Origin of the sequence: Micromonospora sp. AB353, from assembly GCF_049538395.1 — a bacterium.
Taxonomy (GTDB): domain Bacteria; phylum Actinomycetota; class Actinomycetes; order Mycobacteriales; family Micromonosporaceae; genus Micromonospora; species Micromonospora aurantiaca.
In genome coordinates, this window is sequence record NZ_JBMVFV010000001.1 from 166734 (window position 1) to 181714 (window position 14981).

11 protein-coding genes are annotated in these 14981 nt (G+C 73.8%); 7 read left to right on the forward strand and 4 right to left on the reverse strand.

Annotated features, from left to right (window positions below; genetic code table 11):
- Positions 1 to 68: 68 nt before the first annotated feature.
- Positions 69 to 2216: a 3-hydroxyacyl-CoA dehydrogenase NAD-binding domain-containing protein gene (locus ACPCK6_RS00830; protein ID WP_423480027.1), complete on the reverse strand. Its 2148-nt coding sequence runs from the start codon at positions 2214 to 2216 to the stop codon at positions 69 to 71.
- 9 nt (positions 2217 to 2225) lie between these two features.
- The gene (locus ACPCK6_RS00835; protein WP_396880592.1) at positions 2226 to 3440 is read right to left on the reverse strand and encodes an acetyl-CoA C-acetyltransferase; all 1215 of its coding nucleotides are present in this window, start codon (positions 3438 to 3440) and stop codon (positions 2226 to 2228) included.
- Between the two features lie 183 nt (positions 3441 to 3623).
- Here ACPCK6_RS00835 and ACPCK6_RS00840 point away from each other — a divergent pair, with 183 nt between their 5' ends.
- The 5 genes from ACPCK6_RS00840 (at position 3624) to ACPCK6_RS00860 (ending at position 9063) form a co-directional block, all read left to right on the forward strand.
- Entirely contained in the window at positions 3624 to 4832 is a 1209-nt protein-coding gene (locus tag ACPCK6_RS00840) for a TetR/AcrR family transcriptional regulator (protein WP_423480028.1), read from the forward strand.
- 74 nt (positions 4833 to 4906) lie between these two features.
- Complete coding sequence (locus tag ACPCK6_RS00845) at positions 4907 to 6091, forward strand: zinc-dependent alcohol dehydrogenase (RefSeq protein WP_423480029.1); 1185 nt, start codon at positions 4907 to 4909, stop codon at positions 6089 to 6091.
- Entirely contained in the window at positions 6088 to 7032 is a 945-nt protein-coding gene (locus ACPCK6_RS00850; protein ID WP_423480030.1) for an SDR family NAD(P)-dependent oxidoreductase, read from the forward strand. The genes ACPCK6_RS00845 and ACPCK6_RS00850 overlap by 4 nt, the downstream gene beginning before the upstream one ends.
- 99 nt (positions 7033 to 7131) lie before the next feature.
- Positions 7132 to 8280, forward strand: coding sequence for an MBL fold metallo-hydrolase (locus ACPCK6_RS00855; protein WP_423480031.1), 1149 nt, complete (start codon positions 7132 to 7134; stop codon positions 8278 to 8280).
- Positions 8281 to 8415: 135 nt separating this feature from the next.
- The gene (locus ACPCK6_RS00860; RefSeq protein ID WP_423480032.1) at positions 8416 to 9063 is read left to right on the forward strand and encodes a GNAT family N-acetyltransferase; all 648 of its coding nucleotides are present in this window, start codon (positions 8416 to 8418) and stop codon (positions 9061 to 9063) included.
- A 42-nt stretch (positions 9064 to 9105) separates the two neighbouring features.
- On the opposite strand, the gene ACPCK6_RS00865 is transcribed toward ACPCK6_RS00860, so the two are convergent.
- Positions 9106 to 10617 (reverse strand): deoxyguanosinetriphosphate triphosphohydrolase family protein, encoded by a 1512-nt coding sequence (locus ACPCK6_RS00865; protein WP_396880597.1) that lies wholly within the window; start codon positions 10615 to 10617, stop codon positions 9106 to 9108.
- A gap of 101 nt (positions 10618 to 10718) precedes the next feature.
- Between ACPCK6_RS00865 and ACPCK6_RS00870 the strand changes: the two genes are divergently transcribed.
- Both ACPCK6_RS00870 and ACPCK6_RS00875 read left to right on the forward strand, forming a co-directional pair.
- Positions 10719 to 13181: a Tex family protein gene (locus ACPCK6_RS00870; RefSeq protein WP_423480033.1), complete on the forward strand. Its 2463-nt coding sequence runs from the start codon at positions 10719 to 10721 to the stop codon at positions 13179 to 13181.
- 259 nt (positions 13182 to 13440) lie between these two features.
- Positions 13441 to 13875: a hypothetical protein gene (locus ACPCK6_RS00875; RefSeq protein WP_423480034.1), complete on the forward strand. Its 435-nt coding sequence runs from the start codon at positions 13441 to 13443 to the stop codon at positions 13873 to 13875.
- Here the strand turns inward: ACPCK6_RS00875 and ACPCK6_RS00880 are convergent.
- On the reverse strand, positions 13838 to 14860 hold the full coding sequence (locus ACPCK6_RS00880) for a DUF389 domain-containing protein (protein ID WP_423480035.1): 1023 nt from the start codon (positions 14858 to 14860) through the stop codon (positions 13838 to 13840). The two genes, ACPCK6_RS00875 and ACPCK6_RS00880, sit on opposite strands and share 38 nt — an antisense overlap.
- Positions 14861 to 14981: the final 121 nt, after the last annotated feature.

Here is a 14981-nt window from a genome sequence, read left to right on the forward strand (position 1 = left end):
CGGGCCGGACGGGTTCATCCCGGCCCGGCCGGTGGGCGAGTCCCGCACCGGCCGGGCCACTTCGTCGTCTACTCGAACCGCTCGCCCCGCTCGGCCATGGCGACCAGCAGCGGCGGCGGGTCGAACCGCTCGCCGTAGCGCTCGGCCAGCACCCGGGTCCGGGCCACGAAGCCCGGCAGCCCGCCGTCGTACTGGTTGACGTACTGCAGGACGCCACCGGTCCAGCTCGGATAGCCGATGCCCAGGATCGAGCCGACGTTGGCGTCGGCCACCGAGGTCAGCACGCCGGAGTCCAGGCACCGCACCGACTCGATCGCTTCGATGAAGAGCATCCGCTCCTTGAGGTCCTCGAAGGGCGTGTCGAGGTTCGTGCCGCCGAACTGCTCCCGCAGCCCCGGCCAGAGCCCGGCCCGCTTCCCGTCGCGGTAGTCGTAGAAGCCGGCGCCGCCGGAGCGTCCGGTCCGGCCGCACTCGTCGATCATCCGGTCGATCACCGCGTCGGCGGCGTGCGGCTGCCAGGTGCCTCCGGCGGCCACCGTCGCGGCGGCCGTCTCCAGGCGGATCCTCCGGGGCAGGGTGAGGGTCAGCTCGTCCATCAGCGCGAGGACCGGCGCGGGATAGCCGGCCTGGCTGCTGGCCTGCTCGATGGTCGCCGCCGGGATGCCCTCGGCCAGCATCGCCACGCCCTCGTTGGTGAACGTGCCGATGACCCGGCTGGTGAAGAAGCCCCGGCTGTCGTTGACGACGATCGGCGTCTTACGCAACTGACGGACGACACCCAGCGCGCGGCCCAGCGTGGCCTCGTCGGTCCGCTCTCCGCGGATCACCTCGACCAGCGGCATCTTGTCCACCGGGGAGAAGAAGTGCAGCCCGACGAACTCCTCCGGCCGGCTGACGCCCTCGGCCAGCAGCGTGATGGGCAGCGTGGAGGTGTTGGAGGCGATGAGCGCGTCCGGCGCCACCTGCTCGATCTCCGCGTACACCTTGTGTTTGAGCGCCGGATCCTCGAAGACCGCCTCGATCGCGAGGTCGATGCCGGCCAGGTCGGCGAGGTCGCCGGTGGCGTGGATGCGCCCCAGGATCTCGTCCCGCCTCTCCGGCGTGGACCGGCCCCGGGCTACCGCCTTGTCGAGCAGGCCCGCCGAGTACGCCTTGCCGCGCGCCGCACCCTCGGCGGTGACGTCCTTGAGCACCACCCGCATCCCGGCGCGGGCGCAGACGTACGCGATGGCGGCGCCCATCATGCCCGCGCCGACGACGGCGACGCTGCGCACCGGCTCGTGGTCGCCTCCGGCGGTGCGGGACCGGGCGGTCTGGAGGTCGAAGAAGAGCGCCTTGATCATGTTCTTGGCGATCTGGCCGGTGGCCAGCTCGGTGAAGTACCGCCCCTCGATGACGAACGCGGTGTCCAGGTCGACCTGGGCGCCCTCGACGGCGGCGGCGAGGATGTTGCGGGGCGCCGGGTAGGGCGCGCCCTTGAGCTGCTTGCGCAGCAGCGCCGGCATGGCCGGCAACTGCATCGCGAGCCCAGGGCTGGACGGGGTGCCGCCGGGCATCCGGTAGCCCTTGCGGTCGTACGGCTGGGTCGCGTCCGGGTTCGCGGCGATCCACTCCCGGGCGGCGGCCATCAGGGCGTCCCGGTCGGCGGCGAGTTCGTCGACCAGCCCGTGCGCGAGCGCGTCCTGCGGCCGGCGGCGCTGGCCGCGCAGCAGCCAGTCGGTCAGCGCGGCGGTGACGCCGAGCAGCCGGACGGTACGCACCACGCCGCCGCAGCCGGGCAGCAGACCGAGCGTGACCTCCGGAAAGCCGATCTCGACGGCCGGGTCGTCGAGCACGATGCGGTGGTGGCAGCCCAGGGCCAGTTCCAGCCCGCCGCCGAGCGCCGAGCCGTTGATCGCGGCGACGACGGGCCGCCCGAGCGTCTCCAGCCGGCGTACGGTCTGTTTGAGCGCGGCCGCTTCGGCCGCCGACGCCTCGGCGTCGGCGGGCGTGAGCCGTACCAGGGTCTCCAGGTCGCCGCCGGCGAAGAACGTCTTCTTGGCCGAGGTGACGATGACGCCGGTGATCCGGTCACGCTCGGCTTCGAGCCGGTCCACGGTGGCCGCCAGGCTCTCGCCGAACTCCGCGTTCATCACGTTCGCCGAGCGGCCGGGGTGGTCGAGGGTGAGCAGCACGATGCCGTCGTCGCCGTGCTCCCACCGGATGGTGTTCGCCATTCGTGCTCCTCAGATTCGTTCGATCACGGTCGCGATGCCCATGCCGCCGCCCGCGCAGAGCGTGGCCAGGCCGTAGCGGCCGCCGCGTCGTTCCAGTTCGTCGACGAGCGTGCCGAGGATCATGGCGCCGGTCGCGCCGAGCGGGTGGCCCATCGCGATCGCCCCGCCGTTGGCGTTGACGATGTCCGGGTTCAGGCCGAGGTCGGCGACGAACCGCAGGACCACGGCGGCGAACGCCTCGTTGATCTCCACCAGGTCGAGGTCGTCGACGCCGAGACCGGCCTTCGCGAGCGCCTTGCGGGCGGCCGGCGCCGGACCGGTGAGCATGATGGTGGGGTCGGCGCCGCTGAGCGCGGTGGCCACGACGCGGGCGCGCGGCGTGAGACCGGCGGCGGCGCCTGCCGCCTCGCTGCCGATCGCGACGAGCGCGGCGCCGTCCACGATGCCGGAGGAGTTACCCGCCGTGTGGACGTGCTCGATGCGCTCGATCCAGTGGTACTTCTGCAACGCGACCGCGTCGAAGCCCGCCTGCTCGCCGATCTCGGCGAACGAGGGGCGCAGCGCACCGAGGCTCTCCGCCGTCGAGTCGGCCCGGATGTGCTCGTCCCGGTCCAGCACGGTCAGCCCGTTGCGGTCGCGGACCGGCACCACGGACCGGGCGAAGTAGCCGTTCGCCCACGCCTTCGCGGCCCGCGCCTGCGACTGGAGCGCGTACGCGTCGACCGTCTCCCGGTCGAAGCCGGCGACGGTGGCGATGAGGTCGGCGCTGATGCCCTGCGGCACGAACCCAGTGATGTCGTTGGTCTCCGGGTCCAGCGCCCACGCTCCCCCGTCGGAGCCCATCGGCACCCGGGACATCGACTCGACGCCACCGGCCAGGACGAGGTCCTCCCAGCCGGAGCGCACCTTCTGCGCGGCGATGTTCACCGCCTCCAGGCCGGAGGCGCAGAAGCGGTTGAGCTGCACGCCCGCCACCGTGTCGGGCAGGCCGGCGGCGACGGCGGCGGTCCGGGCGATGTCGCCGCCCTGGTCGCCGACCGGGGAGACCACCCCGAGCACGATGTCGTCGATCAGCGCCGGGTCGAGGCCGGGCATCCGCCGCAGGGTCTCCTCGATCAGGCCGGTGATCAACGAGACCGGCTTCACCCCGTACAGCGATCCGGTCGGCTTGCCCCGCCCGCGCGGCGTGCGCAACGCGTCGTAGATGAACGCATCGGTCGTCATGCCAAGCTCCTCATTGCTCACCCGCATGCGAATTTCGGCTAACTTTTCTGGAGCCCGCAGCAGCTTGTCAAGAAGCGGCGATGGCCGCAGAGCTCTGGCTGACGTCTGCCTGTCCCCCGCCCAGGGGCCGCGGCGACGCCGGGGTGACGCGGGTACACCGCAAGGTGGCGCTAACGTGTAGCGGTGCGACAAGCAGTGGGCGACACCGCCGGGGCACCTGCCAGACGGCCGAAGGACCGCAAGGCCCGTATCGCGCTGGCGGGTGCCGAGTTGTTCTGCGAGCGGGGCTACCACGGGGTCTCCGTCGACGAGATCGCCGCCGCCGTCGGCATCAGCGGGCCGGCCGTCTACCGGCACTTCCCGAACAAGTACGCGATCCTCGTGCACGCCACCCGGGAGGTCGTCGGCACGCTGCTCGCCGCGTCCGAGCAGCCGTCCGCCGACGACGCGCGGGGGCGGCTCGACGAACTGCTGCGCGCGCTCGTCAGGGTCGCCGTGAACAGGCGGCGGGTGGCCGGGCTGTACCGGTGGGAGGGCCGGTATCTCACCGCCGAGCACCGGCAGGAGTTCGCCGCGCGCATGGCCACGCTCGTCGGCCGCCTGGCCGGGCCGCTGCGCGACCTGCGCCCGGAGCTGACCGCCGGGCAGGCGGACCTGCTGACGAGGGCGGCCCTGAGCGCCTTCGCCAGCGTCACCACCTACCGGGCCGCCGCCACCGGCACCGACACCGAACGCCTGCTCATCCGCGTCGCCTGGACCCTGTTGCGGACCGACGCCCCCGCGGCGCCGCCCCGCCCGCACGCCACGGCGGACCCGGCGCCGGTCGCCGCGCCGGTCCGTCCGGCGTCGCGCCGCGAGCTGCTGCTCGTCGAGGCGATCCGCCTGTTCCACCGCCACGGCTACCACGCCGTCGCCGTCGAGGACATCGGGCGTGCGGCAGGCATGCAGGCGTCGAGCGTGTACCGGTACTTCCCCGGCAAGGCCGACCTGCTCGCGGCCGCCTACTACCGCGCCACCGACCGCCTGACCGGGGCCACGACCGCCGCGATCGCCGAGGCGAGCGACCCGGCCGACGCGCTGCGCCGGGTGGTACGGGCCTACGTCGCCTTCGCGTTCGCCCAGAGCGACCTCGTCGCGGTCTACCTGGCGGAGAACAACAACCTGCCCGACCGGGACCGGCACCAGTTGCGCGGCGCGCAGCGCCTGCACGTCGAGGAGTGGGTGCGCCTGCTCCGCGCCGTACGCCCGGAACTCACGACCGGGGACGCCCGCGTCCTCGTGCACGCCGCCCTGAACGTCGTCACCGACGTCGGCCGGATCGGCCGCTTCGACCACACCGAGGGCTACGACGCCCGGATCGCCCGGCTGGTGCTCGCGGTCCTGCACGCCTGACCGGCGCCGCCGATTCAACGGCCCGCTGCCGGGTAGCAGTCCGATGGACGGCACCGGAGAGGGGACATACAGGCATGAAGGCACTGACCTGGCACGGCAAGCGGGACGTCCGCGTGGAGGACGTCCCGGACCCCCGGATCGAGGAGCCGACCGACGCGATCGTCCGGATCACCTCGACCGCCATCTGCGGTTCCGACCTGCACCTGTACGAGGTGCTCGGGCCGTACCTGAAGCCCGGCGACATCCTCGGGCACGAGCCGATGGGCGTCGTCGAGGAGGTCGGGCCCGGCGTGACCCGGCTCAAGAAGGGCGACCGGGTGGTCGTCCCGTTCAACATCTCCTGCGGCTCGTGCTGGATGTGCGAGCGGCAGCTCTACGCGCAGTGCGAGACCACGCAGGTGACCAGCCAGGGCAAGGGCGCGTCCCTGTTCGGCTACACCTCGCTGTACGGCTCGATCCCCGGCGGCCAGGCCGAGTACCTGCGCGTGCCGCAGGCCCAGTTCGGCCCGATCACGATCCCGGACACCGGCCCGGACGAGCGCTGGCTCTACCTCTCCGACATCCTGCCCACCGCCTGGCAGGCGGTGAAGTACGCGGACGTCCCGCCCGGCGGCACGCTCGCCGTGTTCGGGCTCGGCCCGGTCGGGCAGTTCAGCGCCCGGATCGGCCGCCACCTGGGCGCCAGCCGGGTGATCGGGCTCGACCTGGTGCCGGAGCGGCTGGAGATGGCCCGCCGCCACGGCATCGAGGTGCTCGACGTCAGCCAGCTCGACGACGTACCCGGCACGCTCATCGACCTGGTCGACGGGCGCGGCCCGGACGCGGTGATCGACGCGGTCGGCATGGAGGCGCACGGCGCGCCGCTGGGCAAGATGGCCCAGACCGCCGCCGGGCTGCTGCCGGACAAGCTGGCCCAGGCCATGACCGACAAGGCCGGCGTGGACCGGCTCGTGGTGCTGCACGCCGCGCTCAAGGCCGTACGGCGCGGCGGCACCGTGTCGATCTCCGGCGTGTACGGCGGCGAGCAGGACCCGATGCCGCTGATGGAGATGTTCGACAGGGGCATCCAGCTGCGCATGGGCCAGTGCCACGTGCGGCGCTGGGTCGACGAGATCATCCCGCTGCTGGAGCGCGACGACGACCCGCTGGGCGTCGAGGACCTGCGGACCCACCGGCTGCCGCTGACCGACGCGCCGCGCGCGTACGAGATGTTCCAGAAGAAGGAGGACGGCTGCGTCAAGGTCGTGCTCGCGCCGTGACCCGGACGGTGGTCGTCACCGGCGCGACCAGCGGGATCGGCCGGGCGACCGCTCTGGAACTGGCGGGCCGCGGGGACCGGCTGGTCCTGGCGGCCCGCTCCCCCGCCACGCTCGACGAGGTACGCGACGAGTGCCGGGCGGCCGGCGCCCGCGCGATCGCCGTACCGACGGACGTGACCGAGCCCGGCGCGGTGGCCGCGCTCGCCGACGCGGCGCGGGCCGAGTTCGGCCGCGTCGACGCCTGGGTGCACACCGCCGCGGTGATGTCCTACGGCCGCTTCGACGAGACCCCGGCCGAGGTGTTCGAGCAGGTGGTCCGCACCGACCTGCTGGCCGCCGCGGCGGTGGCCCGGGAGGCGCTGCGCCGGTTCCGGGCCGACGGCGGCGGCACGCTCGTGCTCACCGGCTCGGTGCTCGGGCACATCACCGCGCCCTACATGAGCGGCTACGTGACCGCCAAGTGGGGCCTGCAGGGACTGGCCCGCACGCTCCAGCAGGAGGCGCGGGAAACCCCCGGCGTCGCGATCTGCCTGGTCAACCCGGGCAGCGTCGACACGCCCGTCTACCGGCAGGCGGCCAACTACCTGGGCCGCGTCGGCCGGCCGCCGCCCCCGATCGCCTCGCCCGAACGGGTGGCGCGGGCCATCGTCGGATGCCTCGACCGGCCGCGCCGGGAGGTGTCGGTGGGCCGGCTCAACGTGGTCATGCGCTTCGGCTTCACCGTCCTGCCCGGCGTGTACGACACGCTGGTCGGGCCGCTGATGCGCCGGGCCGGACTGACCCGGACGCCGGTCGCCGCACACCAGGGCATCGTGTTCACGCCCAACCCGGCCGGCGAGGCGGTCCGGGGCGGGTGGCTGCCCGACGTGTCCCAGGTGGTCCGCGCCGTCGGCGGACGCGCGGCGACAGTGGCGTCCGCGATGCGCCGCCGGCTGCCCTGACCGTCGCGGGGGTGGCTGTCGCGCGGGCGGGCCGTCGCGTGGGCGGACCGGGACGACTGTGGCTACCGTGTACGACGGGACACGGCGGAGGGGACGAACATGCGGGAACCGACGGGGCGGGAACCGGACCGGACGCGCGGCGGGCGGGTGTGGAAGCTCGCCGGGCTGGCCGCCGTCGCCGGGCTGGCCTGGGCGGCGCGGGACGTACCGGCGCAGCTCGGCGGACGGCTCACCGGCGCCCGGGCGGACCGGGCGGCCCGGTCACCGCGCTTCCGCGACGGCACGTTCCACAACCCGGCCGGCGCCAGCGCCACGATGGTCGCCGACCCGGGCCGCAACCTGCTCCGGGAGCTGGTCTTCGGCAAGCAGAAGCGGCGGCCGGGCAGCCCGGTGCCGCTGCTGCGTCCGGGTGCCGCGCCCACCGCCGCCGACCCGGCCCGCGAACTGAACGTCGTCTGGTACGGCCACGCCTCCACGCTCGTCGAGATCGAGGGACAGCGGGTGCTGCTCGACCCGGTGTGGAGCGACAGGTGCTCCCCGTCCGGGCTGGTCGGCCCCCGGCGCATCCACGAGCCGCCGGTCCGCCTCACCGACCTGCCCCCGCTCGACGCGGTGCTGATCTCGCACGACCACTACGACCACCTCGACATGGAGACCGTCCGCACGCTGGCCGACCTCCAGTCCGCGCCGTTCGTGGTGCCGCTCGGCGTCGGCGCGCACCTGGCCCGCTGGGGCGTACCCGAGCACCGCATCGTCGAGCTGGACTGGTCGGAGAGCCACCGGGCCGGCGGCCTGACGCTCACCGCGACCGCCGCGCAGCACTTCTCCGGGCGCGGGCTGCGCCGCGACGGCACGCTCTGGAGCTCCTGGACGATCACCGGGACGCACCGGAAGGTCTTCTACACCGGCGACTCCGGCTACTTCGACGGGTACGCCGCTATCGGAGCCGAGCACGGCCCGTTCGACCTGACGCTCATGCAGATCGGCGCGTACGACAGGGCGTGGCCGCACATCCACATGTTCCCGGAGGAGGCGGTCGCCGCCCACCTCGACGTACGCGGCGGACTGCTGGTGCCGGTGCACTGGGGCACGTTCAACCTGGCCCTGCACGACTGGTCCGAGCCGGTGGACCGGCTCTGGGCCGAGGCGAAGGCGCGCGACGTCCGGCTCGCAGTGCCGCGTCCCGGTGAGCGGGTGGTGGTGGACGAGCCGCCGGCGGTGGACGGGTGGTGGCAGTCGGTCGCCTGACCACCTGTCGGGCGTTTTGACGAGAGGTCGTCCCTCGATGTCTGGTAGACCGTTGGGGTGAGCCGTCCCTCGTCCGGCTCCGTCGTCAGTCCCGGTGTCCCCTCCGCCGGCTCGTTCACCTCATCGAGGAGCAGCATGCTGAACGGCCGCCTGGTGTCGATCCGTCCCACCCGAAGCGAAGACCTTGACTTCCTGGCCGATCTGGCCAATCACGAGCAGGTGCGGCACAACGTCGGCGGCTGGGGCTGGCCGGTCGCCCGCGACGCCCAGGCCGAGTGGCTACGGCGTTCGCAGGCGAATCCCGGCGTCCAGCGGATGACAGTCGTCGACCCGGTGTCGGGGCAGCCGTGGGGGGCCACCGGCCTGTGGGAGATCGACTGGCACAACCAGGGGGCGCTCACCGGGATCAAGCTGATGCCGGGGCTCACGCCACGCGGCGCGGGCACCGACGCGATCATGCTCACCATGGCCTGGTCCTTCTACGAGGTCGGGCTCCGGCGCCTGCACAGCACCATCCTGCCGTTCAACGGGGCGAGTCTCGGCGCCTACGTCCGGCACTGCGGCTGGCGGATCGAGGGCCGGGAGCGCGAGGCCGCGTTCCGCCGTGGCACCTGGCACGACCTGCTGCGGGTCGCAGCCCTGCGGTCCGACTTCGACGCCCTTCCCGCGGCGGAGGAGTACATCGAGCGGGTGTGCGGGCCCCGGCCGTCCGTCCCGTCCCAACCCGAGCCGGGCTACGGCCACGACCGCCTCGCCGCCGCCGCGGGACACGGGGCCGACTGACCGCTCGCCGGCCGAGGGCCGCGAGCCGTCGGCCCGGGCGGGTCACAGCACGAATGCGTCCGTCCACAAGGCGCCGGAGCGGCCCGACAACGCGTCGAGCATCGCCACCGCCTGACCGTCGGTGAGCTGCGCGACGAAGTCGATGATGGCCCGGCCCCGGGCCCGGCCGATCCGGTCCGGGGTACGCGGGTGCAGCTCCGCCTCGGCCAGCTCCACCAGGTCGTGCAGGCGGCGCGGCAGCCGGGACTCCTCGTCCGGGTCCAGGAGCCACTCCCAGAGCGCCTCCACCAGCGTGCCCAGCAGCCGGGCCTGGCCGCGCTGGTGCAGGGCCAGGTCCGGGCGGGCCAGCACGAACCGGTGGTGCACGAACTTGAGCACCTGCACCTCGTGCCACTGCGCCTTCGCCAGCAGCACGTACCCGGAGCGGACGTCCGGGTCCGGCGTCACCGTGATGGCGTCCACGAAGCGGGTGGACCAGCGGGCGGAGAACCGGGCCACGTACTGCTCCGCCTCGATCGAGCCGTCGAACGGCAGCGCGAGCAGCCCTTCCACCAGCTCCTCGCGGACGTGCTCGACAGCGGCGGCGAACGCCTCGTCGTCGGCGATCCAGGCGTCCTTGCGGTGCAGTTGCCGGCGCAGCCGCTCGATCGCTGCTCCCGGCCGTCGGCCCGCCGCCTCCAGCGCGGGCGCGGTGATCGACCGCAGGTGCCCGCACTCGCGCTGCCAGGCCATCAGCTCGGCCGCCACCGCGCCCTGCTGGAGCACCCCGACGCGGTAGAAGTCCTCCACGTCGTGGATCGCGTACGCGATGTCGTCGGCCGTGTCCATCACCGACGCCTCGGGCGTCTGCTGCCAGTCCGGGATGCGCCCGGCGAACGGCTCCCGCGCCTGGCGCAGGTCGTCCAGCTCGGTGCGGTACGCGCCGAACTTCACCGAACCGCTCTCCGGGTCCTCCGGCGGGGCCGCCGCGCCCCGGGGCGCCGGGTCGAGGTGGCGCGGATGCGGGTCCGGATGGTCCAGCCGGGTCCACGGGTACTTCAGCATCGCCGCCCGGACCGCCGCGGTCAGGTCCAGCCCGGTGGTCGCCGCGCCGCGGATCTCGGTGCTGGTGACGATCCGGTACGACTGGGCGTTGCCCTCGAAGCCGTCGGCCAGCCCGAGTCGCTGCCGGGCCAGCCGGTCGAGCACCCGCTCCCCCAGGTGCCCGAACGGCGGGTGCCCGAGGTCGTGCGCGAGCGCGGCGGCCTCCACCACCTCCGGGTCGCAGCCGCCGAGCTTGTCCAGCAGGTCCCGGTCGGCCGGGTCGGCGATGAGCCGCTCGGCGATCGCCCGGGCCACCTGGGCCACCTTCAGGCTGTGGGTGAGCCGGTTGTGCACGAGCAGCCCGGACCCGCCCGGGCTGATCACCTGGGTCACGCCGCCCAGCCTGGCGAAGAACGGCGAGCCGACGATCCGGTCCCGGTCGGCCCGGAACGGGCCGGCGGCCAGGTCGCCGAGCGCCCGGGCGCTGCCGCCGAACAGCCGCCGGGCCCGCGGATCCGCAGGTGCCTCCATGATCGCCACGCTAGCGCAGCCGGCGGCGGGCCGGGCACAGGCGGTCGGAGGCGAACGGCACAATGCAGGGCGGAAACCACCCGAGAAGGCGGATGACAATCGTGACCCAGTCTGTGCACCAGCGGATCGCCGAGGAACTCGGCGTCGCCGAACGGCAGGTGCGGGCGGCAGTCGAGCTGCTCGACGGCGGCGCCACAGTGCCGTTCATCGCCCGCTACCGCAAGGAGGCCACCGGCCTGCTCGACGACGCGCAGCTGCGCACGCTGGAGGAGCGGCTGCGCTACCTGCGCGAACTGGACGAGCGCCGCGCGGCGGTGCTGGAGTCGATCCGGAGCCAGGGCAAGCTCGACGAGGCGCTGGAGGCGCAGATCCTCGCCGCCGACTCCAAGTCCCGCCTGGAGGACATCTACCTGCCCTACAAGCCGAAGCGGCGTACCCGCGCGCAGATCGCCCGCGAGGCCGGACTGGAGCCGCTCGCGGACACCCTCCTGGCCGACCCGGCGCAGGACCCGAAGACGGTCGCCGCCGGGTTCGCCGACCCGGACAGGGGCGTCGCGGACGCCGCTGCCGCACTGGACGGGGCGCGGGCCATCCTGATCGAGCGCTTCGCCGAGGACGCCGACCTGATCGGCACGCTGCGCGAGCAGATGTGGTCGCGGGGCCGGCTGGTCTCCCGGGTACGCGAGGGTCAGGAGACCGCCGGGGCGAAGTTCGCCGACTACTTCGACTTCGCCGAGCCGTACCCGAAGCTGCCGTCGCACCGCATCCTCGCCGTGTTCCGGGGCGAGAAGGAGGGCGTGCTGGAGCTGACCATGGATCCGGAGGCCGACGGCGACGCCGACGCGGCCACCGGACCTAGCCGCTACGAGGCCGCCGTGGCCGGACGCTTCGGCATCAGCGACCAGGGGCGGCCCGCCGACAAGTGGCTGGCCGACACGGTGCGCTGGGCCTGGCGTACCCGGATCCTCATCCACCTCGGCGCCGACCTGCGGATGCGGCTGTGGCAGGCGGCCGAGGAGGAGGCCGTCCGGGTCTTCGCCACCAACCTGCGCGACCTGCTGCTGGCCGCGCCCGCCGGGGCGCGGGCGACGATGGGCCTCGACCCGGGCCTGCGGACCGGCGTGAAGGTCGCCGTGGTCGACGCCACCGGCAAGGTGGTCGCCACCGACACGATCTACCCGCACGAGCCGCGCCGGCAGTGGGACGCCTCGCTGCACACGCTCGCCACGCTCGCCGCCGCGCACGGCGTCGAGCTGGTCGCGATCGGCAATGGCACCGCCAGCCGGGAGACCGACAAGCTGGCCGGTGACCTGATCAAGCGGCACCCGGAGCTGAAGCTCACCAAGGTGGTGGTCTCCGAGGCCGGCGCGTCGGTCTACTCCGCCTCCGCGTACGCCTCGCAGGAGCTGCCCGGCCTGGACGTCTCGCTGCGCGGCGCGGTGTCGATCGCCCGCCGCCTCCAGGACCCGCTGGCCGAGCTGGTGAAGATCGACCCGCGGTCGATCGGTGTCGGGCAGTACCAGCACGACCTGTCCGAGGTGAAGCTGTCCCGATCGCTCGACGCGGTGGTCGAGGACTGCGTCAACGCGGTCGGCGTGGACGTCAACACCGCCTCCGCGCCGCTGCTCACCCGGGTGTCCGGCATCGGCGCCGGGCTGGCCGAGAACATCGTGCTGCACCGCGACGCCAACGGGCCGTTCCGCACCCGATCGGAGCTGAAGAAGGTGCCCCGGCTCGGTCCGAAGGCGTTCGAACAGTGCGCCGGCTTCCTGCGCATCCCCGGCGGCGACGACCCGCTCGACTCCTCCAGCGTGCACCCGGAGTCGTACCCGGTGGTGCGTCGCATCCTCTCCTCCACCGGGCAGGATCTGCGCGCGCTGATCGGCAAGTCGGCCATCCTGCGCGGCCTGCGCGCGACCGACTTCGTCGACGAGACGTTCGGCCTGCCCACCGTCACCGACATCCTGGCCGAACTGGAGAAGCCGGGTCGCGACCCGCGTCCGGAGTTCCGCACCGCGACGTTCGTCGAGGGCGTGGAGAAGATCAGCGACCTGACGCCCGGCATGGTGCTGGAGGGCGTGGTGACGAACGTGGCCGCGTTCGGCGCGTTCGTCGACGTGGGCGTGCACCAGGACGGACTGGTGCACGTCTCAGCCATGTCGCACACCTTCGTCAAGGACCCGCGCGACGTGGTGAAGTCCGGCGACGTGGTGAAGGTCCGGGTGCTCGACGTGGACGTGCCGCGTAAGCGGATCTCGCTGACGCTGCGGCTGGACGACGAGGCGCCGGCCGGTGGCGGTCGCCCGGCGGGCGACGACGGCCGACGGGACCGGGGCGGCGCCAGCCCTCGGCCGGGCGGCCAGGGGCGGGGCGGCCAGGGCGGCAGCTCGGGCGGCGGGCAGAGCGGAGGCGGCCAACGCGGCGGCTCGGGCGGCGGCGGGCAACGCGGTGGCGGGCAGGGCGGCGCGTCGCGCGGTGGCCAGCAGCAGCGGTCCGGACGCGGTGGCGGTGCCCCGGTCAACGACGCCATGGCGGAGGCGCTGCGCCGCGCCGGGCTGGCCTGACACGTCCCGCTGCCGGGCTGAGGTCACGAACGGCTCAGCCCGGCAGCGCCCGCCGGGGAACCGCTACGGGCCGGCCCATGTCGCGGTCACGCGGCCCCGCAGGACGACGGCCGCGGGGACGACCGGGACGGCGGCATCACCACCCTTGATCAACACAATCTCGCCGAGGTGGTGGCATCAGAGGCTTCGCGACACCACCACTTCGGCGAGCTGGAGTTGATCACGCCGGGCGGCACCAGTTCCGCGTACCCTCGCGGTCGTGGGCGGTGAGGACGACGAGCGGTGGCGAGAGCTGCGCGGCCACGCGGTGCGTGCGCACGCAGACGCAGCCGCGCGGGAGCGCGCGGCGGAGCAGGCGGAGGCCGCGGAGCTGGTGGCCCGGTTCGCCGCCGAAGCGCTACGGCGAGGGCTGCGTGCCGACCGGCTGACAGCTACCGGCCACGACGGGCGCGGTCGCTACCGCACGCGGATCACCGGCTGGTACGTGGACCGGGCGCACAGCCGCGCGGTGGACACCGACGGGCGCTTCTACCTGCTCGCCGTGTCGCCGGGTCTGCGGGCGCGGCTGTTCGGGGCCGACCCGCTGCCCAGCGCACCGCCGCTGGTGGTCGGCCGGGGCGGCCGCGACGGGGAGTCGGTGCCGCTGGCGACGCTGCTCAGCCGGCGTCTCGAGGCGGGTGACGGCTGGCGCTGACCGCGTCCGGCCGGTGGTCGGCCCGTCGGTCGGTCCGCTGCTGCGGTACCGCGTGCGGCGCGCGCCGGGCGACGTGCCGCCACCAGCACAACTGCACCACGAGCGTGAGCAATCCGGCGAGCACGATCGCGGCCAGGTTGATCACCAGTTGGAGGGCCGAGCCGGCCGCCTCGTGCCACACGCCGTACGCGGAGGCCACAGCCACATTCGCCGCCGCCGGCACGGTGGTGACCGAGATCAGCACACCCACGAGTGACCCGGACTTCTTCGACGTCAGCGACAGCATGCCGGCGGCACCGGCGAGCAGGCCCACGACCCACGACAACGCGTCCGGTCGCCAGATGAAGTCGGTCATCGGCCGCTCGGCCAGCAGCATGTCCCGGTCGACCAGACCGGCCGCGGTGAGCGCCCAGGTGCTCAGCACGGTGGCCACCATGGCGACGACGAAACCGACAGTCAGCGCCTGCACCGAGCGGCCGACCACGCGCGGCTGCCGCCGCAGCAGCGCCACGCTCAACGCGGCGAGCGGCCCGAACTCGGGGCCGACCACCATCGCGCCGACGATCAGGATGGGCTGGTCGAGCAGCACGCCGATGCCGGCGATCATGGTGGCCACCACGATCAGGGCGAGGAACGTGCCGGTGAGCACCGTCTGCTCACCGGTCTTCGCGGCGATCTCGTCCCAGACCACGGCGTCCTCGCCGTGGCCGGGGGCCTCCTCGGCGGCCCGGTCGGCTGCCTCGGACAGCGTCAGCTCCACGTCGTCGGCGGCGACCGCCCCGTGCGCCTCGACACCCATCTCCTGGAGCCGGCTCAGCACACCGTCGGCGCTTTCCCGCACGACGTCGCAGGTGACGTAGTCGCCAGCGGGCTGGCGGGCGGCGCCGGGCAGCACCACGAGGTGCGTCACGCCGGGCTCGGCCGTCAGCAGCCCGATGACCTCGTCCGCGCAATCCGCAGGCACGATCACCCGGAGGTGCAGCATCGAGGTCTCCTTGCGGGGTACCGGTGCGGGCGGCAAGACTCTACCCGCCCCACCGGCACGCCCCGCTCCCGCTCCGCCACGTGGCCGCTCCAGCCCAGGAGCCGCACACCGTACGACAGTG

Excerpts from the sequence above, each read along its gene's own strand:
- ACPCK6_RS00830 (WP_423480027.1), bottom strand. The coding sequence starts at position 2,216 with ATGGCGAACACCATCCGGTGGGAGCACGGCGACGACGGCATCGTGCTG.
- ACPCK6_RS00835 (WP_396880592.1), bottom strand. The coding sequence starts at position 3,440 with ATGACGACCGATGCGTTCATCTACGACGCGTTGCGCACGCCGCGCGGG.
- ACPCK6_RS00845 (WP_423480029.1), top strand. The coding sequence starts at position 4,907 with ATGAAGGCACTGACCTGGCACGGCAAGCGGGACGTCCGCGTGGAGGAC.
- ACPCK6_RS00855 (WP_423480031.1), top strand. The coding sequence starts at position 7,132 with ATGCGGGAACCGACGGGGCGGGAACCGGACCGGACGCGCGGCGGGCGG.
- ACPCK6_RS00860 (WP_423480032.1), top strand. The coding sequence starts at position 8,416 with ATGCTGAACGGCCGCCTGGTGTCGATCCGTCCCACCCGAAGCGAAGAC.
- ACPCK6_RS00865 (WP_396880597.1), bottom strand. The coding sequence starts at position 10,617 with ATGGAGGCACCTGCGGATCCGCGGGCCCGGCGGCTGTTCGGCGGCAGC.
- ACPCK6_RS00880 (WP_423480035.1), bottom strand. The coding sequence starts at position 14,860 with ATGCTGCACCTCCGGGTGATCGTGCCTGCGGATTGCGCGGACGAGGTC.